Source organism: Campylobacter sp. CNRCH_2016_0050h, from assembly GCF_025772605.1.
GTDB lineage: Bacteria > Campylobacterota > Campylobacteria > Campylobacterales > Campylobacteraceae > Campylobacter_D > Campylobacter_D lari_D.
In genome coordinates, this window is sequence record NZ_JAKMSK010000012.1 from 1 (window position 1) to 24,022 (window position 24,022).

Sequence of the window (24,022 nt, forward strand, 5' to 3'; positions counted from 1 at the left end):
CTGAGCTAACGAGACAATCAAAAAATGAAATTATGCCAAAAGAATATTTTTTTGTCAAGATCTAAAATAAAAATTTAAGCATATTCTTAAATATGCTTAAATTTAAACAATTAAGCTAAATCCAACGACACTTTTCCATTTTTAATTTCTGCCACCTTAACCTTAACCTCGTTACCAATTTCTAGCTTTTCCTTGAATTTAGAATTATGCAATAAACCATCTACGCCATCTCTAAGTTCTACAAAAACTCCAAATTCTACAACTTTTTGAACTTTTCCTATAAATTCTTCTCCGATATCAAATTTAGGCACTTCTTTTCTATCGCGCTTTTTATTAGAACCTTTAGAATGAACTAAATTTAATATATATTCTTTGCTTTGAGAAATAAAATCATGATTAATTCCTGCTATTTTAACCTCACCTTTATCTCTATCTAAGTCAATATTAACTTCAAATTTTTCTATAATCTCTTTTATAGTTTTACCACCTTGGCCAATAATATCAGGGATTTTACTTGGATCTACATTAAAAATTTCAATCTTTGGTAAAATTGTTTCATTAACAACTATGTTTTGATTAGCCTCTTCCATTAATTGTAAAATGTATTCCCTAGCTTCTTTTGCTTGATATAAAGCTTCTTTTAAAACTTGTTGCTCTATACCGCCAAGTTTTATATCCATCTGCAAAGCAGTGATTCCCTCGTAACTCCCTGCTACTTTAAAATCCATATCTCCATCATGATCCTCAAGACCCATAATATCTGTTAAAATAGCATATTTTTCATCTTCAAAAACAAGTCCCATTGCCACACCTGCCACTAGTTTTTCACTTTTTACCCCTGCGGCTCTTAAAGCCAAAGCACCACCACAAACAGTAGCCATGGAACTAGAACCGTTGCTTTCTAAAATTTCAGACACTAAACGAATAGTATGAATATAATCCGTATCAATACTAGGATGTAAAGCTCTTTTTGCTAAATTTCCATGCCCTAACTCTCTTCTACCTGGAGCTTTTATAGGAGTAGCCTCACCTACAGAAAAACCTGGAAAATTATAATTTACCATAAATTTTTCGCATATTGGATTTTTCTCTGTTAACAAATCTGACATTTGCGCATCATTATCACTTCCCAAAGTAGCTATAACTAAAGCTTGAGTTTGTCCTCTAGTAAAAAGACACGATCCATGTGCATTTGGCAGAATATTTGTCTCTATATCTATCTTTCTAACATCTTTCAAACCTCTACCATCTGCCCTTTTATTTTCATTAAGAATTTGACTTCTAACAAGCTCTCTTTTGCACAAATATAAAGCTTTCTCAATATCTTCAATTTTCCATTCATTTTCAATAGCACTAGCTTCATTTTCAATCTCTTTTGCTATTTGTGAGATTTCACTTGCTCTTTCACTTTTCGCCATTTGGTTAATTGCAATTTTAAGCTTTGAGATATAAGAATTTTTAATAAAATCAACAATTTTACCACCATCTGTTTCTATTTTAAATTCAAGTTTGGAATTTTTTCTATAAGCAGCAAAAACTCTTTCATATTCATTAGAGCCACGCAAAATCGCATTGCCTGCAAATTCTAAAGCCTTTAAAACATCATCCTCATTAAGCTCATTCATACAATGTTGACCATTTTGTTTATTTGCTAAAGCTCTCATTTCTATCATTAAAAGCTCATCTTTAACACCCGCCACATAAAGGTCTAGGGTGCTATTTTTTAATTCACTATTGCTTGGATTTAAAACAAATTCATTATTCATACGACCTATTCTTACACCACAAACTGGCGCTTTTATAGGAATATCACTTAAATATAAAGCAATGCTTGCAGCATTTAAACTCATCACTTGCAGATCTACTTCAGGATCAGCAGAAAGAACCATTACTACAATTTGAGTTGGATAAGCATAGCCTTTTGGGAAAAGAGGTCTTAAACTTCTATCTATAATCCTTGCACTTAAAGTTTCATTATCACCTGGTTTAGTTTCTCTTTTTACATAACCACCTGGAATTCTTCCTGCCGCATAAGCTTTTTCTATATATTGTACCGTAAGAGGTAAAAAATCCTCTTCTACCATTTTTTCTTCTCTAGCAACAGTTGCCAAAACTACAGCATTTTTTTCTTGCATTAAAACTGCACCCGCTGCTTGTTTTGCAACCTTATTAGTCTCAAATATTTCAAAATGATTATTAATATTTATTTCATGTCGCATGATTTTTCCTTTAATATTTTCATCATAGGCAAAAACCAAATAAGCTTTTTAAATTTTAAAAATTAAAACTTAAAAAGCCTGTTTTTGTTTTGCCTATAAATTTATATCTAAACAACCGATTGTTTAGATATAAATTTATCTCTTTAATGGAAGATAATATTTACTTTCTTCTAAAATATCTAAAATTTCATGAGCTTGCAAAATCGTTTTATTTTTAAAATAAAACTCAATATTCACAAAATGATCAATTTTTTGCACACAATAAACCTCATCTACAAAAACACCGATATATTCATATACATCACTTGGCATTAAAGCAGTAGCATAAACAATACTATTTACTTCTTCTTTTAACAAACTTTTAATACATGAAGAAGCAGTAATTCCACTTTCGCAACCTTCATGCAATATTAAAATATTTCTCCCTTTTAAATCCTTTAAAAGATTTCCTTTTCTATAACGATACACATTTTTTAAAATTTTTTCTTCGTAGGTTCTATTGGCTTCACCATAAATATAATCTAAACTTATATCGAAAGCTTTAACTAAAGCCTCATTATAAACCAACTCCTTTGTTTCACTAATCATAGCTATTTGACATTCATCATTATTAGGAGCTTTAATTTGTTCTGTAAATAAAAAATCATATGGAATTTCTAATTTTTGTGCTAGCGCATCAACAAAAACTATCGATTTTAAAGAAGGTGTAATAATAATATAATCTTTTAGTTTGTTTAATGGTAATATATCATATAATTTCTCAAGTGCATCTTTTTCATCTTCAAAAAATATCATATCGACCTTTCATTTTCCTCTAAAGAAAAATCATAAGATACCCCGCCTAATGGATAAAAATTAAACATAAAATATACACCACTTTGATCTTTAGCACTAATACCACCACTTGTAAGTTTAGGTGAAATATCTTTGCGATACATCAAAGAATAATTCCAACATTTTCTTTGATAAGTATAACCTATTTCCCATTTTTCAGGATCTTTGTTCAAATCAAACCACAATCCACCAAAAATTTGATAATTAGTATTTATATCATATTGGGCTTTAGTTCCTATAAAATTATATTTTTCATTTTCATACATTCTATAAGCATGGTTTAAACTAATCTTCCATTCACCATAATCAAACAAAGCTTCACTAAAAACCTTATCAAAACGATTATCAGCTCCAGAATATTCAGCTTCATTTCTTAAACTTATATAATCATTGTAAAAATATTCTACAACATTATCAAAAGCACCAAAGCCACCTTCTTTAGTAAAGTATTTAACCTTCAAGTTATGATATAATTTTTTTTTGCCTAAAGTATTGTAAAAATACTGATACATTGAAAAATTAAGTTGCTCAGGATCATTTTTTAACTCTACAAAATCTTCAGTGATTTCACCCGATTTAGCTCCAGGTAGAAAATAATCAACCCCTAAATATAGAGTATGATAAAAATTTTCATATGGCTTTGAAAGATCTGTATATAAAGAAAAATTATGAGAATTTCTAAATAAATGTTCTTGGTTTTTAACATCTGTGTTAGAATAATCTACAAAATTTGCATATATCCTTTCTGTGAAAGCAAAATTTAAAAAATCATCAAAAAAACTCGTATGATAAATTAAAGGTAAATCAAAATCTAAAGTTTTAGCATAAATACCCGTATGTCTATAATACCTATGAAAAGAAGCATCCAAGCTATATTGCATATAATTATCAAAAAATCCATTTAAATATCTATGATATTGAAAAGATGGATATTCTTGTAAAGTATCTTTATTGCTAATTTTAGAAGTGTCTATATAATACTTTGCATAAGCACCATAATAATTATCATCATCTGATAAAAAATAATTTATTTTAGAAGTAACTAAAGAAGCTTCGGTTTTTGCGCTAGAACTTAAATTCATATAATCAACATCATTTAAATAAGTAGCATCAACCCATAAACCCTCTTGAAATTCTTCACCTAAAAGACTTTTAAATAAAGATTCATTTGAATATTTAACCTCTAAACCATAGTGTTCTTTATTTTTTAAATTTTCTTCTCTTTTATAACTTGATTTTTCGCCAAAAATACCACCGCTAATTTCACCTTGAGAATAAGGGGTATCAATAAATCTTAAAGTTGAGTATAAGCCATAACCTCTTTTTGTTCTAATCTGAGGTTCAAATTGAACGTCCGCATTATCATCAATAACATAATAAATTGGCTGATTATAATATAGCCCTTCACTTTGTTTTAAAACTACTTGGGGAATTAACAATCCGCTTTTTCTTTTAGTATCTACACTAAAACCAAAATAAGGTAAATACATCACCGGAACATTTTTTACATATAATCTTGCATTATAAAGATGTAAAAAATTACTCTCTTTGTTTAATTTGCCTTCATCAAAACGAATTTCCCAATCAGGATTTTCAACATTACAACTAGATACAACAGACTTTTTACTCATTACAAATTTGTCATCAATTTTAGCTTGATGACATTGTAGCCAAACCTCCAAATCATTATTTGAAAAAAATAAATTTTTAAAAGCTGTAGTGTTATCTTTTAAGTTAATCTTCGTATAAGTAGAATTAGTTCTTTCTTTTTGCCCCCTTAAGATATTAACATCTCCAAAAAGCTCCAAATCTTTTGTTGTTTCATTAAATTTAGCCTCGCTTGCAGTTATCAAATAAAAATCAGATACCACAACTACATTATTTTTTGCCTCTATAATATCATTTTTTTTGACAACATCCAAAGCATAGATATCCACTTTAGAAGCATATAAACTTCCTATGCAAGCCAAAGAAAGTAATATTTTACGCAAGATCTATCACCACTGTTTTGGCCGCATAATCATGCCAAGTTTTTAAAACGATATTGCTTAAAGCCCAAGCAAAACCCAAACCATACAACATATCACTAATTTGCCTCACACCTGCTCTTAAAGCACTTTGAATGAAATTTGGTTTATCTAATAAGTTTTGATCAATAACCATAATCTTCAAAAGCATTTTTCCTAAAGTTGCACCATATAAATATGTAAATAGACTATGATATGTAAATTGCAAAATTAAAGTTCCACCAGCAAAACGTATTAAAAGATTGTGAATTTCATCATAAGTTTGCATAGAACTAATCTTATCAAATAAAATAATACTCACAATAGCTAAAATCACAAAACTATCAACAATATAAGCTAAAAATCTTTTTTTAAAACTTGCTATTTTTAGCTCTTCTTTTTCTAGTTTGTCAAATAATTCTTGATTTGCACTCATTTAAGAACCTGAAAAGCAATATCTTTTCTATGTTGTTTTCCTTTAAAATGAACATTATCACAAAGCATATAAGCGTTTTTTTGCGCTTCTTCAATACTTTTTCCAATTCCTACACAAACTAATACACGACCACCACTAGCATATAGTTTGTTATTTTCTAAAACTACTCCAGCATAAGAAATATGAGAATTTTGCGGAATTTCTCCTATATCAATTAATGCTTTTGGAGAATCTTTATAAGGATAGTTTTTACTTGCACAAACCACACCTACTGCAAATTCATCTTTGATTTTTATACGAGTATTTGCAAGATTTTTATTCACACATGCTAAAAATAAATCCAAAGGATTTTCTATCAAAGGCATCAAAACTTCGCACTCAGGATCACCAAAACGCACATTGTATTCTAAAACATAAGGTTTATTATTTACAACCATCAAACCTATAAACAACACTCCAACAAATTCAGCACCCTCTTCTTTCATACCTTTAAGAGTTGGTACTACTATATCTTTTTTTACTTGCTCTAATAAATTTTCACTTGCTAAAATACTTGGAGCATATGCACCCATTCCTCCTGTGTTTGGTCCCTTATCATTATCTAGTAATCTTTTATGATCTTGTGCAGCAGGTAACAATATAAAATCATCTCCATCGCAAACTGCAAATACACTTAATTCAAATCCGTTGAGATATTCTTCTATAACAACAATCTTACCAGCTTCACCAAAACTCTCTCCGCTAAGCATATTTTTAGTAGCCTCTAAAGCTTCTTCATGGCTTTGAGCAATAATCACACCTTTGCCCGCACACAAACCATCTGCTTTTACCACTATAGGAGGAGTTAAACTCATAATAAATTTCTTAGCTTTCTCATAATCTGTTGTATTTAAAAATTTAGCTGTTTTAATTTTATATTTTTTTAAAAAACTCTTCATATAAGATTTTGAAGCTTCAAGCATAGCAGCAGCTTTAGTAGGACCAAAAATAGCAATATTATTTTCTTTAAAAAGATCTACTATACCCTCTGCTAGAAAATTTTCACTTCCAACTATACAAAGATCAATCTCAGATGCCTTTGCATAAGCTGTAATAACCTTAGGATCTTTCATATTAAGATTTGTTCCTATTTTAGCGGTAGCACCATTTCCTGGTGCAAAATAAAATTCCAAATTATTATTTGTTTTTTGAAGAGCCAAAGCGATAGAATATTCCCTAGCACCGCTTCCTAATATTAAAATTTTCATTATTTTCCTTAAAATATCAAAACCCAAATGGCCGGAGTATAAGTGTCTGACCCTCAAAAAGTCAAAGTATGCCATTAGGTGATTTTTAAAGGCTGCAGCTTCTCGCTTTTTTTCAAAACTCAAACGAAGTCACAGAACACGGTAAATCACACATCACAGCTTATAATTAATGTGTTGGATCCTCTTTAATACCATATCGAACCATTTAGGCATTCTAATTATAACTAAGAAAACTTAAAAATAGGGTTTAAAAGGATTTTTATAAAATTTTGAATTTAGTTTTGGAGTCCTTTTTTAAAAAATACTTTCCTTCTAAAATAACATCAGCAACAGATGCCCAAATAGTTTTTTCATCTACATAAACTATATCAAATTCAGTATTTTTCATCAATCCTTGATAATTTACTTTTTTAGGTGCATGCTTAACAACATAATAAGGATTCATTGCAAAAATTTGGATTTTCATATTAACATATAAATCAGGATTGGAAGTAACTATTAAAAAACTTTTTTCACATTCTTTTCTTACTTTTTTAACATAAGAAAGTAATAATTGATCATTTGGATTTAGTGCATGTTTATTTAATCTATTTAAATAAAGTTCAGCAAAAGAAAGAGTGCAGAAAGAAATTTCGCTTGCAGTTTTAAAATAAGAATTTTTTATACTTGTTGATTTTAAAGATTTTTTCCAAATTTCTATATCTAATTTTGTAGCACATATATTTAAACCTTGTTTAATTTTCTCAAAAAGTTTCTCTCTAGCCATATTAAAACTATTATTAAAAATGGTAAGATTTTTTTCATAGAAAGACTTTCTCATTGCCTCTAATTTTTCAATACTTTTTGTAAAATAATCTACTTCATTTTTTATTTCAACAAGCCTTTGTTTTTTACTTTGTATCATTTCTTCAAATTCTTGTCGTTTTTTGCCACTTTCTGTTTCTATTCTCGCTTGTTTTGATTTAATATCTGTAATCAAAGTACTCATTTGGCGATCAAGTGCTAATTTTCTATTTTTCCTATTATCGATCGAAGCAAGAAGTGCTTGATAATGGCATTGATGAGACAAAAAGACCTCATCATACAAACGCTCCATGTTGATATGTTTTTGTTTATCTTTCATATCTTTATAAGCCATTTCAAGATGTACTATAATATTTTTCATAGCAGAAAAGTCAGCTTGGTTAATAGTATTATCTGAAAAAAGCAAAGTATCCAAAGCTTTATGTAAAAAACGCTTCATAGCAAAAAAATCTATAATATATGGTACCTCATCTGTATTAATATCTTTCACAGCATTGATTGATAGTGTTTCATTATAAAAATACCTTTGAATGGCTTGTGGGATAGTCAAATTTAGAGTAATCTTATCAAGATTATCATAATCAGTTTCTCTATAAAGCTCTTGAACATAAGCATCACGCCTTGTTAGTCTTAAATCCTCCAATTCATCATCACTATCTGTTTTCCAAAAATCTCTTTCTTTAATAAAATCATTATCTCCAAATTCTTGAAATTTAGAAGGTCTTAAATCTGTAATATGCTTTCCATCGGATCTAAACTCAACAAACATACCAACCGTTGGCATGCTTCTTTTATCGTGCCAAGCATGTTTGTTAAATTCAAAAAATGTTTTTGCAAGATTAATTACTGTTCCTCTTCCAGTACCATCCACATAAACCATTATTTTTCCATGCATATCCAAATCCTTGATCTAAAGAAAAATTAAATTCTTATTTTAACTTTGTTTTCATAAATTTACAATAATATTTTAAAATTTATTAAAAATAACTATCTTAGGTATTTAATCTATGTTTTTATATCAATACTTTAAAAATCCAAAGCAAACAGGAGCATTTTGTGCAAGCTCAAAAAAACTAAGCAAACTCATAACCTCTCATGTCCAACATGCAAAAAATATTATTGAAATAGGACCTGGAACAGGAAGTTTTACCAAATATATCCTTAAGCAAAAAAATCATGATGCAAGATTTTTTGCAGTTGAAATTAATCCACATATGGCAAAAAAACTACAACAAAATATAAAAAATATAGATTTAGAAATTAGATCAGCGGAATTTCTACCTGATATGTTAGAAAAAAGAGCAATCAACAACGCAGACTTAATTATTTCTGGAATTCCTTGGGCTTTATTAAATTCCAAAGAACAAGATTTATTATTAAAATCCATTCATGAAGTTTTAGAGGAAAATGGTTGCTTTGCAACATTTGCATATATACTGCCCACGCCAAAAGGAAGAGCTTTTAAGAAAAAACTTTTTACTACTTTTAGCAAGGTAGAAATTTCACCTATCATTTGGCAAAATCTCCCTCCTGCTTTTGTTTATTTTTGCACTAAATAACTATTCCCATTCAATAGTCGCTGGCGGCTTACTAGAAATATCATACACCACACGATTAATTCCTTCTACTTCATTAATAATACGGCGTGAAATATTTTCTAGTAACTCATAAGGTAAATGAGAAAAAGTAGCTGTCATACCATCACTTGCATTCACCACACGCACACAAACTGCATTATCATAAGTCCTATTATCTCCCATTACGCCAACACTTTGCACATTTAAAAGCACGCAAAAAGCCTGCCATGTTTTATCATACCAACCACTGCTTTTTAATTCTTCAATCAAAATCACATCAGCTTTTCTCAAAAGCTCCAAACTAGGCTCATTTACTTCACCCATAATGCGTATAGCAAGCCCTGGACCCGGGAAGGGATGACGATAAACTACATCTTTACTCAAGCCAAGTTCTATTCCTAAAGCTCTTACCTCATCTTTAAAAATTTCTTTTAGAGGTTCAATAAGTTTTAAATTCATCTTTTCAGGTAACCCACCCACATTATGATGAGATTTTATGGTTTTACTAGCCCCTACAACCGAACTTTCAATAATATCAGTATATAAAGTTCCTTGTGCTAAATATTTTACATCTTTATGTTTTTTAGCTTCTTCTTCAAAAACTTCTATAAAGGTATTTCCTATAATTTTTCTCTTTTGTTCAGGATCCCTAACACCTGCTAAGCGACTTAAAAAAATCTCCCTAGCATCAATACTAATTAGATCAATACCTAAAGTATGTCTAAACATATATTCAACTTGCTCTTTTTCACCGCTTCTTAAAAGACCATTATCAACAAATACTACTACCACTTGATCTTTTATCGCACTTGCTAGTAATGCAGCCACTACACTGCTATCAACCCCACCACTAACAGCACATAATACCTTATCATTACCTACTTCTTCTTTAATTTTTTGCGCTTGAGTTTTTGCAAAAGATCCCATATTCCATATACTATCACAATTACATGCATACTTAGCGAAATTTTTTAAGATGCTTTTTCCAAACTCACTATGTTGAACTTCAGGGTGAAATTGTAAAGCAAAAAATTTACGCTTTTCATCTCCAAATACACAAAAAGGACTATTTTCGCTTGTTGCCAAAACCTCAAAACCTTGTGGTAAATTTTCTACCTTATCAGAATGACTCATCCATACCGTTTGTTTTTTAGGTAAATTTTTAAACAAGTCACTATCATTTTGAATATCTATAGTTGCTTTGCCATATTCTTTATGACCTGCTGGAGCTACATTTGCACCAAAATGATGTGCCATAAGTTGCATACCATAACAAATTCCTAAAACTGGTATATTTAAATCAAAAACACCTTTATCACAAAAATAAGCATCATTTGCATATACACTAGCCGGTCCACCGCTTAAAATAATACCCTTAGGCTCTTTAATTTTAATTTCATCTAAACTTACATTAAAAGGTAAAATTTCTGCATATACACCCTGCTCTCTTAATCTTCTTGCAATGAGCTGTGTATATTGCGAACCAAAGTCCAAAACCAAAATATCTGCTTTTTTCATCTAACTCCTTTATAAATTTAACAATTGAAATTGTACATACCAAACTATAATAGATACTATATATCCAACTAAAATCGTCCATGCATATTTTAAATGAGAGTTAAAAGTATAAATTCCCTTCATTTTTCCCATTACCCCCACACCAGCTGCTGAGCCAAAGCTTATCAATGATCCTCCAATTCCTGCTGTAAGAGTTACTAAAAGCCATTGAGTATCATCCATACTTGGATTAGCTTTTAATACCGCACTCATAACCGGAACATTATCTACAATAGCAGATAAAAATCCTACGCCTATATTAATACTAGTAGCTCCAAATTTTGTATAAAGATCGGAAGCATAAGCAAGCCATCCAACAAAATGTAAAGCACCCACAGCAGATAAAATTCCAAAGAAAAATAATAAAGTATCCATTTCAATACGCGTCATATAATGAAAAATATTTAAATCTTTTTTACCTTGTTTTCTATTGAAAAAATACATATATAAGCTGAGCAAAGAAAGACCAAAAATCATACCCCACATTGCAGGCAAATCGCAAATACTATGGATAAAAACTGCTAAAGCGATAGTTAAAAAACCAAGCACAATAAATACTTTACCACCTGGCTTAATTTCAACTTTTTCTAGATTATCTTTATGAAAATTTGGCTCAACATCAGGCACATAACGCGATAGCAAATAAGCCGTAAGAAACCATCCAATAAAAGAAGCAGGAAAAAGAGCAAAAAATTCAAAAAAGGTAGCTTTTTTTGCCGTCCAAACCATCAAAGTAGTAATATCACCAAATGGCGACCAAGCTCCACCAGCATTAGCTGCTACTACAATATTTATAGCACCTGGGATTAAAAATTCTTTATTATGTTTATCTATAGTTAAAAGCACAGTAGATAAAATCAAAGCTGTGGTAAGATTATCTGCAATCGGAGAGATAAAAAAAGCCAAAATTCCTGTTAGCCAAAATAATTTTCTATAAGTATAACCCTTGCTTACAAGCTTATATTTTAAAGTTTCAAAAACCGATCTTTCTATTAACGCTTCTATAAAAGTCATTGCTGCTATTAAGAAAAACACAATTTGTGCGATTTCCAAGATAAGATGATTAACACTTTCTTCAAGTATTTGCGTGTCTAAATCATTTACTACCATATATATACCAATGACAATAAAAGAAAATGTTCCTATAAACAAAGCAGGCTTAGTTTTGTTGATATGATATTTTTCTTCTGCTGCTATAAAATAATACCCCAATACAAAAATTATTAAAACACCTATACCCAAAGCACTAAAAGCCAAATTTAACTCATGAGTTTGACCTGCTAATAAAAAGCTAATACTAAAACAAAGTAAAAAAAGTATTCTACTCATATTTCACTCTCCAAAGATTGGAATTTTTTTATTTCCTTTACGCTGCCATTATTATCTTTTATTTCATAAAATGGAGCAGCTTTATAACCACATGCACTTAAAAATATTAATAAAAAAAATGTTACAATAATTAAATGGAAGTTAAAAATGATATTAAAACAAGTTGTGATGTTATTGATATATTTGCTAATTCTGAAAAATATAAACATTATAGACCTTTAAAAGCACTTTTGCAATATAAAGAGTTTTTAAAACTGTTTAACTATAATCACCAACAAATGATTACTAAACTCTTTATAAAAAATAATACTTTGATTATTTTAGTTAAACACCACATTGCATATATGGAGCTTAATCACGATAATACCAAAAAAATGATTAAAAGTCTCATAAAAAACTATATTTTAGCTAAGCCAATGAGTAATTTTGCTAAAGTGGAAAATATAAAAATACTTAGCGACAAAAACTTTATATCCAAAAACAATACTTTTAACGCACATAAAAAAACTCATCTAGAACTTTCTAATGGAAATTTTAAAAACCATTTTGAAAATCCTATTTTATATAATAAATTTGAAGAACTACGAAAGCTTATAAAAAATGCTTGAAAATGAACTCAAAACCTTGCCTAATTTACCTGGCGTGTATCAGTATTTTGATATACAAGGTAAGCTTTTATATGTAGGTAAAGCCAAGAATTTAAAAAACCGCGTTAGAAGTTATTTTAATTTCACTCCAAATCTTTGCCCAAATCCTAGCAATAGTTTAAGAATTCAAAAGATGATTAGTCAAACCCATCATTTAGAATTTATTACCACAAAAAGCGAGGCCGATGCTTTAATACTAGAAAATTCTTTTATAAAACAATTACACCCAAAATACAATATATTATTAAGAGATGATAAAACCTACCCTTATATTTATATAGACTTAAACGAAGATTTTCCAAGATTTGAGATTACAAGAAAAATCATCAAAAAAAATAAAATAAAATACTTTGGTCCGTTTTTTAAAGGTGCAAAAGAGCTTTTAAATGCTTTATATTTATCTTTTGAGCTAAGACAAAAAAAATCTTGCAAAGAACTTTGTCTTTTTTATCAGATTAAGCGTTGCAAAGGTCCGTGCGAGCAAAAAATCTCTAAACAAGAATATGAAAAAATTATCCAAAAAGCCACACAAGCTCTTTTAAATCCCTTATCTTTAACAAAAAATTTAGAAAATAAAATGCTTGAATACGCAAAAAGTGAAAACTACGAAGAAGCAGCTCTTATAAGGGATCAAATTAAAACAATTGAAGATTTAAGTGTAAAAATACAAATAGACCTTGCAAAATTAGAAGATTTTGATATTTATGCTATTTATTGCGAAGAAAACATACTCTCCATGGTGCGTTTTGTAATAAATAATGGTAAAATCATTAGTTCAAATCATAAAATACTAGCTCTTAATAATCAAAACGAATTTGACTTAAATGCAATTTATAAACAATATATTCTAGAAAATTACACACAAGAATCTCCAATAAAATCAACTCGTATTTATACACACAAAGATTTTGAAGACATGAAGCTACTGCAAGATCTACTCAGCGAGAGATTTTCTAAAAAATTTTACCTTAAATCGCCAAAACTTGGTGAAAAAAAAGTCCTGTGTGAGCTTGCTCTAGAAAATGCAAAAATAAACATACAAAAGCATTTAAAAAATGAAAATTATTTATTTTTAAAAGAATTAAAAGATTTTTTCAATCTGCAAAATTATCCCAATCATATAGAAATTTTTGATAATTCTCATATGCAAGGTGATGCAATTGTAGGTGCTTTAGTAACCTTCAAAGATGGGAAATTTGATAAAAGCTCTTATAGACACTATCATTTATCTTATAAAAATGATTATGATCAAATGCTTCAAATCCTTAGTAAAAGAGCTTTATCCTTTGATAAAAATCCACCGCCTGATTTATGGCTGATTGATGGCGGGAATGCCTTATTGAAACTAGCAAATGATATTATTAAAAGTTCTGGAGCAAATGTGGATATTTTAGCTATATCTAAAGAAAAAATAGATGCTAAAGCTTATAGAGCAAAAGGAAGTGCGAAAGATAAAATTTATACTCAAGAAGGAAAAATTCAACTTTCTACCGATGATAAAAAATTGCAATTTTTACAAAAATTGCGCGATGAGACACATCGCTTCGCAATTAGTTTTCACCAAAAAACAAAAAGAAAACAGGACCTACAAAGCTCTAAGTTGATACAACTTGGAATCTCTCAAGGTTATATTAAAAAATTTTTAGATTATTATGGTAGTTTTGATAAAATCAGTAAAGCCGATTTTAATGAATTAAAATCACTTTCTAATATAAAAATAGCCAAAATAATTAAGGAAAATTTATGATATTTTTTATTAGTTCTTTAACTTTGATTTTATGTTTTTTCAATTATTATTTTTTATATCCAATTGATCAAAAATTATTCTATATTTATACCTCTATTAGTATTTTAATATTTATCATTACATGTATTTATTTAATCATAAAAAATCAAAAACTTAAAAAAGATAATATCATTATTCAAGAAATAGAAAAATTTTTAAAAATATCAAGTTCAACCTCTTTAATAGATCTAAAAGAAAAATTAAAAACATCATTTGAGCTAACGCAAAAACAATTGCAAGATCAAAAAATACAAAACAAACTTTTACAAAAAAACTTACAATATCTTATTCAAAGTTTTAACTATATGCGATTAGAAAATTCCATTGCACTAAAACCGATTTTAAAAAAATATCAAATAAATACAAAAACAAAAAATATTATTTTTAAGAATATCCACGCATGCATTGTAAATGATGATGTGATTGAAAATTTTTTATTACAATGTATTTTATTAGATATAGGCATTAGTAGTGAAATTTTTGATGATTTTCAAAAAGTAGAGAAAAAATATTCCTTTATTATTTCAAAGAAGAAAATAAAAAATACGCTAAACTACACATTTGTAGATGTCAATGTCAAAGATCTTATCAATTTTTTAAGTACAAATTTTAAAGAAGAAAGTTATCAAATAGCAAATTTATACAATGTATTGATTTTTAAATCTTCTAGTTTTGAAAATAATCTAATTTTAAATATAACCAATCAATTTTGCTCAAATAATCAAATCGTAGATAGCCTAAGTGATTTTAAGAACGCTTTAAAATTAAATTTTAGATTAATTTTGGTTGATTATGAAGTCATAAAGTTCGATATTTTATATTTTAGTCAAATACTACATGAATATAAAATACAAAATTCACAAAATAAAATTTTACTTTTTACCAAAAATAGAGTTAAAAATTGTGATTTTGCCGATGAAATTATAAATGACATTAGCAAAAATGAATGGATAATTTTACTTAAAAAATATATTAATCAAGTTTAGTTCTATGATTAATAGCCTTATGTAAAGATATAAAATCGACATTTTCCAAACTAACACCGCTTGGAATACCTTGGGCTATTTGGGAAAAACTCAAATTTAAATCCTTTAATTTTTCCTCTATAAAAAAAACTACAGCATCTGAATTTAAGCCTTGAGTAAAAGCGAAAAAAATTTCTTTAGTATTTTTGTTTTCAATCATTACTCTTAATTTAGTAATATTTTCTTCGTTGGTATTTTCTAGTACAAAATAAAGCCCATCATAGCTTTTACTATCTTCTAAAATTAATATATCTTTAGGATCTTGCACTATACAAATAATATTATTATTTCTTTCTATATCAGAACAAACTTCACATAATTCATTTTCACTTAAAGCCCCGCATTGTATACATTTTTTAATCCCTCTAATGGATTCTTCAATACTATAAGCAAGTTTAGAACCTAGCAAAGGATCTTTTATACAAACATGATAAGCGAGTCTTAATGCGGACTTTTTACCGATAGTAGGCAATGCAGAAAATGCATTTACCAATTCATTAAATTTTTCTAAATCTTTCAAGTCATTTTAACCTTGAAAAAACAATCTTAAAAATATGATAACCATCTTCATAACTATAAGTTAAATTATAACCATGAAGATTGCAAATATTATTGATAATATAAAGCCCCAATCCCATACCTTCAACTTGAGTATTTTGTTCTCTTACAAAAGGTTTCAAATAATAATCAAAAGTTTTTTTAAGTTGAACCCCTTTATTTCTAACAATTACATAGTCCCCTGAACATATAATCTCACAAGCTTTATCGTCAGAATATTTAATAGCATTATCAATCAAATTTTTAAGCATTAAGGAAAAAAGTTCTAAATCAGCAACAATCATAGTATCTTCTTTGTAAGAAATCTTAACTTTTTGATAAAAATCATCTCTCATGAGATAATCTTCAGCCTGCTCTAAAATTAGGCTCAAATGATAAGTTTGCAAATTTAGTTGGCAATTTCTAGATAAAACTTTTTCAATTTTACCAAATTCATCAATCAATAATTCAAGTCTTTCAAAAATCGCTACTAAGCGGTCTTTTTGTTTTTGATTGTCTAGCATCTCACAAACTATCCTACCTTTTCCAATAGGTGTTTTAAGTTCATGCATAATCATTCTTAAAAAAAATTGTCTTGATTTTACTAATTCTTGTATTTTATTAATAGCATGGTCAAATTCAAAAGAAATTTCTGAAATCTCATCATTAATTTGTGAATATTCGGATAAAGGTTCTATTTTTCCAGCACTAATATTTTTAATTTTCTTTTTTAAAATTTTTAAAGGCATTAAAGATCTTAAAACAGAAAAATATAAAAATATAATCAAAATCAAACTAAAAAAGAAACTTAGTAAAAACAAATACTCTAAACGCGTAGATGCATTTAGCTCATAAAGCTGCTTTAAATTAACTTGTTCAACATAAAAAAAAATTTGATTATGGTAAATAATAGAAGAAAAACTACCGTAAGCAGAATTAACCTTAAGCACCTTTTCACCTTTTGCAACTATATGTTTTGCACTGCGTTCATTTTCAACTATTTTAAAAGACTTAGAAAGAAGATAATCATGAATTGAAAAACCTTCTTTTCTTTCTAAATTATATATAATTTTTTCTACAATTTCTTTTTGTCTATTTTGCTCATTGGTTAAATAAGAATCAACCTGAACCTTACCCAAGAGCACAAACAAAGCACAAACAAACAAAAAAGCCGTTGCAAAAAGAACGGTAATCTTAAGATTAATAGTTACTTTCATCCTATTAATTTATATCCTATCCCTCTAACTGAAAAAATATGCTTTGGTGCCTTCGAACTATCGCCGATCTTAGTTCTAAGTCTACCAATAATTACATCTAAACTTTTAGAATCTTTATCTTTTAAGCTTTTGCAGTGATACACAAGCTGCTCTCTGCTAACTGAAAATCCATGTTGTCTTATCATATAACTTAAAATTTCATATTCAGCAGGAGTTAAAATTAAAACCTCTTCATTGTAACTAATCTCATGTCTTTTTTCATCAATTTTAAAAGCTGAATTGATTATTTTTTCAGGAGTTTCATTTACGCGTTTTGAACGACGGATTAAACTCATAATTCTTGCATGCATTTCTTTAGGATCGTAAGGCTTTGGCAAATAATCATCCGCACCTATTTGAAGTCCTACAATTTTATCACTTAAATCGCTTCTAGCTGAAGAAATAATAATAGGAATACTATATTTTTCTCTTATTTCGCGACAAACTTCAAGACCATCAAGTCCAGGTAAAGTTAAATCAAGAATTAAACAATCATAATTTTTTATACCAGCACTCATTCCCAAATACGGATCTTCATAATTAGTAACTTTGATATTAAATTGGGCCAAATATTCTGCTAAAAACTCTGCAAAATCTGGATCATCTTCGATCATTAAAACATTAATCATCTCTACCCCTTATTAGTGAAAATATGTTACAAACTTAATATTATAACACATAATTTAACTATTCATTTATTTTTTTGCTAAAATTATAATATTAATTTTTCAAGAGAGGAAAAAAGTGGAACTTAATTATTATGAAATATTAGAAATTTCTCAAACTTCAGATAAAGAAACTATAAAAAAAGCTTATAGAAAAATGGCATTAAAATATCATCCTGATAGAAATCAAGGAGATAAAGAAGCTGAAGAAAAATTTAAACTTGTCAATGAAGCTTATGAAGTACTTAGCAATGATGAAAAGCGAAGTATATATGATAGATACGGCAAAGAAGGATTAAAAGGACAAGCCGGTGGTTTTGGTGGTTTTGGAGATGTTGATTTAGGGGATATATTTTCAAGTTTTTTTGGAGATGGATTTGGTTTTCGAAACTCAACGCGTAAAAAAGAAAGAGGAAATAAATATCCACATGATTTAAAAATAGCGGTAAAGATTAGCTTCAAAGAGGCTGTTTTTGGCTGCAAAAAAGAAATTGATTTTACCTATAAAACATTTTGTAAAATATGCAATGGTAGTGGATCAGAAAATGGAAAAGAAGATATTTGTTCTCATTGTGGAGGAAAAGGACAAGTTGGTGTTAGACAAGGTTTTATGACTTTTGTACAAACTTGTGATCATTGTAAGGGCAGTGGGAAAATAATAAAAAATAAGTGTAAAACATGCCATGGAAATGGTTATGAAGAAATAAAAGATCATATAGAACTTGATATACCAGAAGGTATTGATAGTGGTATGAGTCTTAGAGTGCAAAACAAAGCAAATAAGCTTCCAAATTCTTCTCAAAGAGGTGATTTGTATATCAAAATCGTTGTAGAAGATGATAATAAATTTATTAGACATGATGATGATATATATACCATAGTACCTGTATTTTTTACCCAAGCTGCTCTTGGAAAGACAATTAAAATTTCCACCATAAGAGGAGAAGCTGATCTTAAACTTCCGGTGGGTGCAAAAGATAAACAAAAATTTGAATTAGCTAACGAAGGTGTTAAAAATATTCACAATGGAAAACTTGGTTCACATATTGTACAAATTGAAATAAAATTTCCAAAAACACTTACTGATGAACAAAAAAATCTACTATTGCAACTTGAAAAAAGCTTTGGCTTAGAAAATGAGGAAGCTTTTATAGAACAAGAAAGCTTGTTTGATAAAATCAAATCTTGGTTTAGTCACTAAGGAAGTTTTAAAGCCATCTCCATGGCTTTATAAATTTCTTCTGTTTTTTGACACTCTAAAAATAACTCAAAAGCAAAAACACCTTGCCATAAAAGCATTTGCGTGCCATCTTTTATTTTTAATCCATTTTCTCGTGCTAACTTTAAAAAAGATGTTTCTCTACTATAAATAACATCAAAAGCATACTTAGCTTTTTGAAAAATATTTTTTAAAATCCTTTCTTCACAAGGTAAACTTTCATCATGTAAACCCACACTAGTCGTATTTATTACCAAATCAAATTGTGTATTTAAATCAAGTTGATCATATAAAAAACATGGATAGATGGTTAAATTTTCAAATCTAGCACTAGAGCGATTTGCTATTGCAACTTCAATATTTATAGATTTTAAAGCATAAGCTAAAGCTTTAGCGGTGCCACCAGCACCTAAAATCAAAGCATTTTTAATAGAAAAAAAATTTTCAATTGCTTTTAAAAATCCTAGATAATCTGTATTATAAGCATAAATTTTGTTATTTTTATTTAACAAAGTATTAGCAGATCCTATTTGCTTAACACTTTCATCACAAAAATCTGCAATTTTATACGCTTCTTCTTTAAAAGGTATAGTAATATTTGCTCCATCAAATTTTTGAACAATTTCTTTTAATTTTGCTTTATTTTTTAAATGGTATCTTGTATATATTGCGTCTTTTTTAAGAACTTGTAAAGCATTATTGTGCATTCTTGGGGATTTAGAATGCACAATAGGATCACCTATAACTGTGAAAATTTTCATTTTACTCTAAAAGTAAAAGCACCTTTTGCGATTTTAGAACGCACCTTTTCTAATTCAGCCTTTAATTCGCTTTCTTTATAAGGCCCAACTAAAACTTTTGTAAGTTCTTTGCCATTTACTGTTGTTTTGTAAATTTTATAATCATATCCATTTTCTTTAAGTATACTCAATTCTTTGGACTTTGGATCAAGACTACTTAAAGAAAAAACTTGGATATAAGTACCTGCTGCAAGGTGTGTTTGAGTCTGCGGTGTTTTTATGCTCTCAAACAATTCATTTGCATTGCTTTGCTCTGGAGCTTTTGGCTTTTCAACAACATTAGTTTTTGATTTTTCAGAAGGTTTTTGAATTGGTTTTTCTATAGATTTTTCTACAGGCTTAATCTCTTCTTGTTTTTCTTCCACCTTAGCTGGCTCTTCTTTTGGTTCTGTTGATGTAATTTGATCTAATACACTATTGCTTGGAATTTCCTGTTTTTCCTCTATGGTATTATTTGCATCAGCCAATGAACTTTCTTCTTTCAGTTTTCTAGCTAAAGCTTCAAATTCATCCTCTTCTTTAGTATTATCCGTAATAGGCAAAGAATTAAAATTATTTTCATAAGAAGCTTGCTCTTGCGGCTCTGATGGCATTTGTAGTGATTTTTCCTCGCCTGGATCATTAATTAACTTCATTGCTATCATTACTACCAAAAACACAATAATTAAAATAATCGATCTGAGTAAAATTTTTTTAAGTTTTTCACTTTTATTGCTTTTTTGCAAGATAATATCATCAAACTCATTTTTGTTGTTTTCTTCCATTTTTCATCCTTTCAAAAATTACATATGTTTAGACCAAGAAGCGCCACGCTCTTTTTGATAAACCTCATAAGGTAAAGTTAAAATATTAAATTCCTTAGGTATATCCATACTAGGAAAAACTTTCCACTCTACAGGCATTTTTTGAGAAAAAAGCAAAGATAATTTTGATCCCAAAGAGCATGCTTCATTAAAAGTAGTATGTCCTTTATGGATATACAAATGCAAATGATTATTAGTTCTTGTTTTATAGGCAGTAAAATTTATAAAACCTTCTTCCCTTAAAACAAGCTGTGCTCTATGCCAAAAACGCTCTGCGTTAAAACCATTGTAATCAAATACAATATTTTCAACCTTATCAAAACTATTAATCAAAGAGTGTGCTACAATAATCTTTTTTTCCATATGTTCTTGTATAACATTAGCTGTCAAAGGAGCATTTACTTTTTCGAATTTATCAAAAAAAATTCTACCTTTATGCTCATATTTGTTAATTATAGCATTACGCTTAATATAATAATGGCTTGTAACCATTTTAATTAAAGCCAAATCCATAGTTGTAATCAAAATAAAGCCCTTTCATAAATAATAAAATTACTTGCCAAATTTTTCAGTTTAACTTTAATCTCTTCTTGTAGTTTTGTATTTTGTATATCATCTAAAATATCAGCTATATAATTTGCAACAATAGCAATTTGCTCCTCTTTAAAACCTCTTGCTGTTAAAGCTGCTGTTCCAAGTCTTAAACCACTCGTTACAAATGGACTTCTAGTTTCCCCTGGAACCGTATTTTTATTTGCTGTAATACCTGCTCTTTCTAAAGCTAAATCTGCATCTTTACCACTAAAATCTTTATTTAAAAAGCTTAATAAAATTAAATGATTATCAGTACCACCGCTAACTAAATCATATTTTCTATCTATTAGAACTTGAGCCAAGGTAGCAGTATTTTTAATGATTTGCTTAGCATAAATTTTCCACTCATCACTTAAGTTATATTTAAATCCAACAGCTTTGGCGGCAATTACATGCATTAATGGACCACCTTGAATACCCGGAAAAATTGCAGAATTGATTTTTTTGGCAATTTCTTCATCGTTACTCATAATAATCCCGCCTCTTGGACCTCTTAAAGTTTTATGTGTTGTAGAGCTTACAACATGAGCATAGGGAAACGGGCTAGGATGCTCACCTGCTACAACCAATCCTGCAATATGCGCAACATCAGCAAATAAATATGCGCCAACCTCATCTGCTATTTCTCTAAATTTAGCAAAATCAATCACTCTAGGATAAGCACTAGCACCACAAACAATAAGTTTTGGCTTAACTTCTTTTGCTATCTCTCTAACTTTATCATAATTAATTCTCCCATCAAGCTCTACCCCATAAAAAAAACTTTCATAAACTTTTCCAGAAGAACTTACTTTAGAACCGTGAGTTAAATGTCCTCCGTGACTTAAATCCATACCCAAAATTCTATCACCAGGATTTAACAATGCCATGTATACACCTTGATTTGCTTGAGAACCTGAATTAGGTTGTACATTGGCAAAATTACAATTAAAAAGTTTTTTACATCTTTCTATAGCAATTGTCTCAATTTCATCAACAAATTCGCATCCACCATAATATCTTTTACCAGGATAGCCTTCTGCATATTTATTTGTTAAAATACTCCCCATTACTTCCATTACTTCTGGTATAGTGAAATTCTCACTCGCTATCATTTCAAGACCATCACATTGTCTTGCTAGCTCCTTTTGGGTTAAATCAAAAATTTCTTTATCAAAATTTTCCAACATTTACTCTCCTTTTACCTCATTTTTAAGTGGTCTCATAGCTGGGAAAAGCACTACATCACGAATTGATTTTTTATTAATTAAAAGCATAACTAGCCTATCTATTCCTATACCTTGACCTGCAGTTGGTGCCATAGCATAGCCCAATGCATTAACAAAATCTTCATCCATTTCGCATGCTTCCTCATCACCTGCATTTTTAGCTTCAATTTGCTTTAAGAATCTCTCATATTGATCTAGCGGATCATTAAGCTCATTAAATCCATTAGCAATCTCTCTACCCGCGATAAACAATTCAAATCTTTCAGCAATATCCTTATCCTTGTCACTCCTTCTAGACAAAGGACTTATAGAAACAGGAAAATCTATTACAAAAGTGGGATTAATCAACTTATCTTCAACATAATTATCAAAAAGTTCAGCTTGCAAATGACCTAATTCTAATTTTTCATTGGCTTCAAAGCCATCTTTTTTTAATTTTTCTAAGATTAATTCTTTATTATTAATAAGCTCATCATCTAAACCGCCATATTTTTTCAAAGCATCTTTATAAGTAATTCTTTCAAATGGTTTAGAAAAATCAATTATTTTTTCATCAAATTCGAGCTTTTTACCTAAATTTAATTTATCCAAAAGCATAGCAAAAAGCTCTTCTGTTAAGTCCATTAAATCATGATAATTGTGATAAGCCCAATAAAACTCGATTGTAGTAAATTCAGGATTATGTGTTAAATCCATTCCTTCATTTCTAAAACACCTATTAATCTCATAAACTGCCTCAAAACCACCTACAATCAAACGCTTTAGATATAATTCTGGAGCAATTCTTAAAAATCTTTCCACACCTAAAGTATTATGATAAGTCACAAAAGGCTTTGCATTTGCTCCTCCTGCAATAGGATGCATCATTGGTGTTTCAACCTCTAAAAATCCTTTATTATCAAAAAAAGATCTAATGTAAGAAACAATTTTAGAACGCAAAATAAAATCTTTTCTTACTTCACTATTCATAATCATATCAAGATATCTTTTTCTATATCTTTGCTCAATATCTGTCAGTCCATGATATTTTTCCGGTAAAGGCACTATGGCTTTTGTAGCTATTTGAATTTGCTCTACATGAAGACTAAATTCTCCTGTTTTAGTCATAAAAGGAAAACCTTTAACCAAAACAATATCTCCTGCTTCAAGATATTTTTTTAAAATAGCAAAATATTCTTCTCCTAAAATATTTTGATTAAAATAAATTTGAATATTATCTTGCTCATCTTCTATATTGGCAAATACCGATTTACCAGCTATTCTAAGAAGTTTTAATCTTCCTGCTAACACTCCATATACTTTTTCATCACGCTGATTTTGCGTATCTTTAATGTATGCAAATTTATTTTTATATTCAACTATACTCATTTCTTTTTTCAAAAAATGTGGATATGGATTAATTCCTAGCTTTTTTAATTCTTGCGCTTTTTGAATTTTTTGTTGTTCTAAAATATTATCAAACATTAATTTTAC

Annotated in this window: 21 protein-coding genes; 5 read left to right on the forward strand and 16 right to left on the reverse strand. The window is 28.9% G+C overall.

Annotated elements, in window-relative coordinates; genetic code table 11:
• Window positions 1-110: 110 nt before the first annotated feature.
• The 6 genes from L8X28_RS06700 to L8X28_RS06725 form a co-directional block, all read right to left on the reverse strand.
• Window positions 111-2,219 (reverse strand): polyribonucleotide nucleotidyltransferase, encoded by a 2,109-nt coding sequence (locus tag L8X28_RS06700; RefSeq protein ID WP_263665880.1) that lies wholly within the window; start codon window positions 2,217-2,219, stop codon window positions 111-113.
• A 135-nt stretch (window positions 2,220-2,354) separates the two neighbouring features.
• The gene (locus L8X28_RS06705; RefSeq protein WP_133319883.1) at window positions 2,355-3,014 is read right to left on the reverse strand and encodes a phosphoribosyltransferase; all 660 of its coding nucleotides are present in this window, start codon (window positions 3,012-3,014) and stop codon (window positions 2,355-2,357) included.
• A complete protein-coding gene (locus L8X28_RS06710; protein ID WP_263665900.1) occupies window positions 3,011-5,047 on the reverse strand; it encodes an LPS-assembly protein LptD in 2,037 nt (678 codons plus the stop codon). The genes L8X28_RS06705 and L8X28_RS06710 overlap by 4 nt, the downstream gene beginning before the upstream one ends.
• Entirely contained in the window at window positions 5,037-5,495 is a 459-nt protein-coding gene (locus L8X28_RS06715; protein WP_133319881.1) for an RDD family protein, read from the reverse strand. Before L8X28_RS06715 ends, L8X28_RS06710 begins: the two co-directional genes overlap by 11 nt.
• On the reverse strand, window positions 5,492-6,742 hold the full coding sequence (gene purD, locus L8X28_RS06720; RefSeq protein WP_133319880.1) for a phosphoribosylamine--glycine ligase: 1,251 nt from the start codon (window positions 6,740-6,742) through the stop codon (window positions 5,492-5,494). Before purD ends, L8X28_RS06715 begins: the two co-directional genes overlap by 4 nt.
• Window positions 6,743-7,001: 259 nt before the next feature.
• The gene (locus L8X28_RS06725) at window positions 7,002-8,441 is read right to left on the reverse strand and encodes a hypothetical protein (protein ID WP_263659810.1); all 1,440 of its coding nucleotides are present in this window, start codon (window positions 8,439-8,441) and stop codon (window positions 7,002-7,004) included.
• Window positions 8,442-8,553: 112 nt separating this feature from the next.
• Between L8X28_RS06725 and L8X28_RS06730 the strand changes: the two genes are divergently transcribed.
• Entirely contained in the window at window positions 8,554-9,105 is a 552-nt protein-coding gene (locus L8X28_RS06730; RefSeq protein ID WP_133319878.1) for a class I SAM-dependent methyltransferase, read from the forward strand.
• On the opposite strand, the gene guaA is transcribed toward L8X28_RS06730, so the two are convergent.
• Both guaA and nhaD read right to left on the reverse strand, forming a co-directional pair.
• Complete coding sequence (gene guaA / locus L8X28_RS06735; RefSeq protein ID WP_220567179.1) at window positions 9,106-10,641, reverse strand: glutamine-hydrolyzing GMP synthase; 1,536 nt, start codon at window positions 10,639-10,641, stop codon at window positions 9,106-9,108. It abuts the gene before it with no gap.
• Window positions 10,642-10,650: 9 nt separating this feature from the next.
• Window positions 10,651-12,009, reverse strand: coding sequence for a sodium:proton antiporter NhaD (nhaD, locus tag L8X28_RS06740; RefSeq protein WP_263665881.1), 1,359 nt, complete (start codon window positions 12,007-12,009; stop codon window positions 10,651-10,653).
• Window positions 12,010-12,143: 134 nt separating this feature from the next.
• On the opposite strand from nhaD, the gene L8X28_RS06745 reads away from it, so the two are divergent.
• The 3 genes from L8X28_RS06745 to L8X28_RS06755 are packed head-to-tail and all read left to right on the forward strand — an operon-like array spanning window position 12,144 to window position 15,428.
• Complete coding sequence (locus L8X28_RS06745) at window positions 12,144-12,617, forward strand: hypothetical protein (RefSeq protein ID WP_263665882.1); 474 nt, start codon at window positions 12,144-12,146, stop codon at window positions 12,615-12,617.
• Window positions 12,610-14,403: an excinuclease ABC subunit UvrC gene (uvrC, locus tag L8X28_RS06750; RefSeq protein WP_263665883.1), complete on the forward strand. Its 1,794-nt coding sequence runs from the start codon at window positions 12,610-12,612 to the stop codon at window positions 14,401-14,403. The genes L8X28_RS06745 and uvrC overlap by 8 nt, the downstream gene beginning before the upstream one ends.
• On the forward strand, window positions 14,400-15,428 hold the full coding sequence (locus L8X28_RS06755) for a hypothetical protein (RefSeq protein ID WP_263665884.1): 1,029 nt from the start codon (window positions 14,400-14,402) through the stop codon (window positions 15,426-15,428). The genes uvrC and L8X28_RS06755 overlap by 4 nt, the downstream gene beginning before the upstream one ends.
• On the opposite strand, the gene recR is transcribed toward L8X28_RS06755, so the two are convergent.
• From recR to L8X28_RS06770, 3 genes are read right to left on the reverse strand one after another with little or no spacing between them, the layout of a single operon-like run.
• A complete protein-coding gene (gene recR / locus L8X28_RS06760; RefSeq protein WP_133319871.1) occupies window positions 15,415-15,987 on the reverse strand; it encodes a recombination mediator RecR in 573 nt (190 codons plus the stop codon). The genes L8X28_RS06755 and recR overlap by 14 nt on opposite strands.
• A 1-nt stretch (window position 15,988) precedes the next feature.
• The gene (locus tag L8X28_RS06765) at window positions 15,989-17,221 is read right to left on the reverse strand and encodes an ArsS family sensor histidine kinase (RefSeq protein WP_220567174.1); all 1,233 of its coding nucleotides are present in this window, start codon (window positions 17,219-17,221) and stop codon (window positions 15,989-15,991) included.
• The gene (locus tag L8X28_RS06770; protein ID WP_066006696.1) at window positions 17,218-17,889 is read right to left on the reverse strand and encodes a response regulator transcription factor; all 672 of its coding nucleotides are present in this window, start codon (window positions 17,887-17,889) and stop codon (window positions 17,218-17,220) included. The genes L8X28_RS06765 and L8X28_RS06770 overlap by 4 nt, the downstream gene beginning before the upstream one ends.
• Before the next feature lie 115 nt (window positions 17,890-18,004).
• Here L8X28_RS06770 and dnaJ point away from each other — a divergent pair, with 115 nt between their 5' ends.
• Window positions 18,005-19,126: a molecular chaperone DnaJ gene (gene dnaJ, locus L8X28_RS06775; RefSeq protein ID WP_263665885.1), complete on the forward strand. Its 1,122-nt coding sequence runs from the start codon at window positions 18,005-18,007 to the stop codon at window positions 19,124-19,126.
• On the opposite strand, the gene L8X28_RS06780 is transcribed toward dnaJ, so the two are convergent.
• Genes L8X28_RS06780 through lysS form a run of 5 tightly spaced genes read right to left on the reverse strand, consistent with a single transcriptional unit; the run spans window position 19,123 to window position 24,013 of the window.
• Complete coding sequence (locus L8X28_RS06780) at window positions 19,123-19,905, reverse strand: shikimate dehydrogenase (RefSeq protein WP_263665030.1); 783 nt, start codon at window positions 19,903-19,905, stop codon at window positions 19,123-19,125. The two genes, dnaJ and L8X28_RS06780, sit on opposite strands and share 4 nt — an antisense overlap.
• Window positions 19,902-20,708 (reverse strand): SPOR domain-containing protein, encoded by an 807-nt coding sequence (locus L8X28_RS06785; RefSeq protein WP_263665886.1) that lies wholly within the window; start codon window positions 20,706-20,708, stop codon window positions 19,902-19,904. The genes L8X28_RS06780 and L8X28_RS06785 overlap by 4 nt, the downstream gene beginning before the upstream one ends.
• Window positions 20,709-20,726: 18 nt before the next feature.
• Window positions 20,727-21,272: a DUF1882 domain-containing protein gene (locus L8X28_RS06790; protein WP_133319866.1), complete on the reverse strand. Its 546-nt coding sequence runs from the start codon at window positions 21,270-21,272 to the stop codon at window positions 20,727-20,729.
• Window positions 21,269-22,510, reverse strand: a complete 1,242-nt coding sequence (locus L8X28_RS06795) for a serine hydroxymethyltransferase (protein ID WP_133319865.1) — start codon at window positions 22,508-22,510, stop codon at window positions 21,269-21,271. The genes L8X28_RS06790 and L8X28_RS06795 overlap by 4 nt, the downstream gene beginning before the upstream one ends.
• On the reverse strand, window positions 22,511-24,013 hold the full coding sequence (lysS, locus tag L8X28_RS06800) for a lysine--tRNA ligase (protein WP_263665887.1): 1,503 nt from the start codon (window positions 24,011-24,013) through the stop codon (window positions 22,511-22,513). It lies immediately after the preceding gene.
• Window positions 24,014-24,022: the final 9 nt, after the last annotated feature.

What these genes read in the sequence shown, in the direction of transcription:
- lysS (WP_263665887.1), bottom strand. Translation starts at nt 24,013, where the DNA reads ATGTTTGATAATATTTTAGAACAACAAAAAATTCAAAAAGCGCAAGAA.
- L8X28_RS06795 (WP_133319865.1), bottom strand. Translation starts at nt 22,510, where the DNA reads ATGTTGGAAAATTTTGATAAAGAAATTTTTGATTTAACCCAAAAGGAG.
- guaA (WP_220567179.1), bottom strand. Translation starts at nt 10,641, where the DNA reads ATGAAAAAAGCAGATATTTTGGTTTTGGACTTTGGTTCGCAATATACA.
- L8X28_RS06780 (WP_263665030.1), bottom strand. Translation starts at nt 19,905, where the DNA reads ATGAAAATTTTCACAGTTATAGGTGATCCTATTGTGCATTCTAAATCC.
- L8X28_RS06715 (WP_133319881.1), bottom strand. Translation starts at nt 5,495, where the DNA reads ATGAGTGCAAATCAAGAATTATTTGACAAACTAGAAAAAGAAGAGCTA.
- purD (WP_133319880.1), bottom strand. Translation starts at nt 6,742, where the DNA reads ATGAAAATTTTAATATTAGGAAGCGGTGCTAGGGAATATTCTATCGCT.
- L8X28_RS06705 (WP_133319883.1), bottom strand. Translation starts at nt 3,014, where the DNA reads ATGATATTTTTTGAAGATGAAAAAGATGCACTTGAGAAATTATATGAT.
- L8X28_RS06770 (WP_066006696.1), bottom strand. Translation starts at nt 17,889, where the DNA reads ATGATTAATGTTTTAATGATCGAAGATGATCCAGATTTTGCAGAGTTT.
- L8X28_RS06700 (WP_263665880.1), bottom strand. Translation starts at nt 2,219, where the DNA reads ATGCGACATGAAATAAATATTAATAATCATTTTGAAATATTTGAGACT.
- L8X28_RS06725 (WP_263659810.1), bottom strand. Translation starts at nt 8,441, where the DNA reads ATGCATGGAAAAATAATGGTTTATGTGGATGGTACTGGAAGAGGAACA.
- L8X28_RS06730 (WP_133319878.1), top strand. Translation starts at nt 8,554, where the DNA reads ATGTTTTTATATCAATACTTTAAAAATCCAAAGCAAACAGGAGCATTT.
- L8X28_RS06765 (WP_220567174.1), bottom strand. Translation starts at nt 17,221, where the DNA reads ATGAAAGTAACTATTAATCTTAAGATTACCGTTCTTTTTGCAACGGCT.
- L8X28_RS06755 (WP_263665884.1), top strand. Translation starts at nt 14,400, where the DNA reads ATGATATTTTTTATTAGTTCTTTAACTTTGATTTTATGTTTTTTCAAT.
- L8X28_RS06745 (WP_263665882.1), top strand. Translation starts at nt 12,144, where the DNA reads ATGGAAGTTAAAAATGATATTAAAACAAGTTGTGATGTTATTGATATA.
- nhaD (WP_263665881.1), bottom strand. Translation starts at nt 12,009, where the DNA reads ATGAGTAGAATACTTTTTTTACTTTGTTTTAGTATTAGCTTTTTATTA.
- L8X28_RS06785 (WP_263665886.1), bottom strand. Translation starts at nt 20,708, where the DNA reads ATGGAAGAAAACAACAAAAATGAGTTTGATGATATTATCTTGCAAAAA.
- uvrC (WP_263665883.1), top strand. Translation starts at nt 12,610, where the DNA reads ATGCTTGAAAATGAACTCAAAACCTTGCCTAATTTACCTGGCGTGTAT.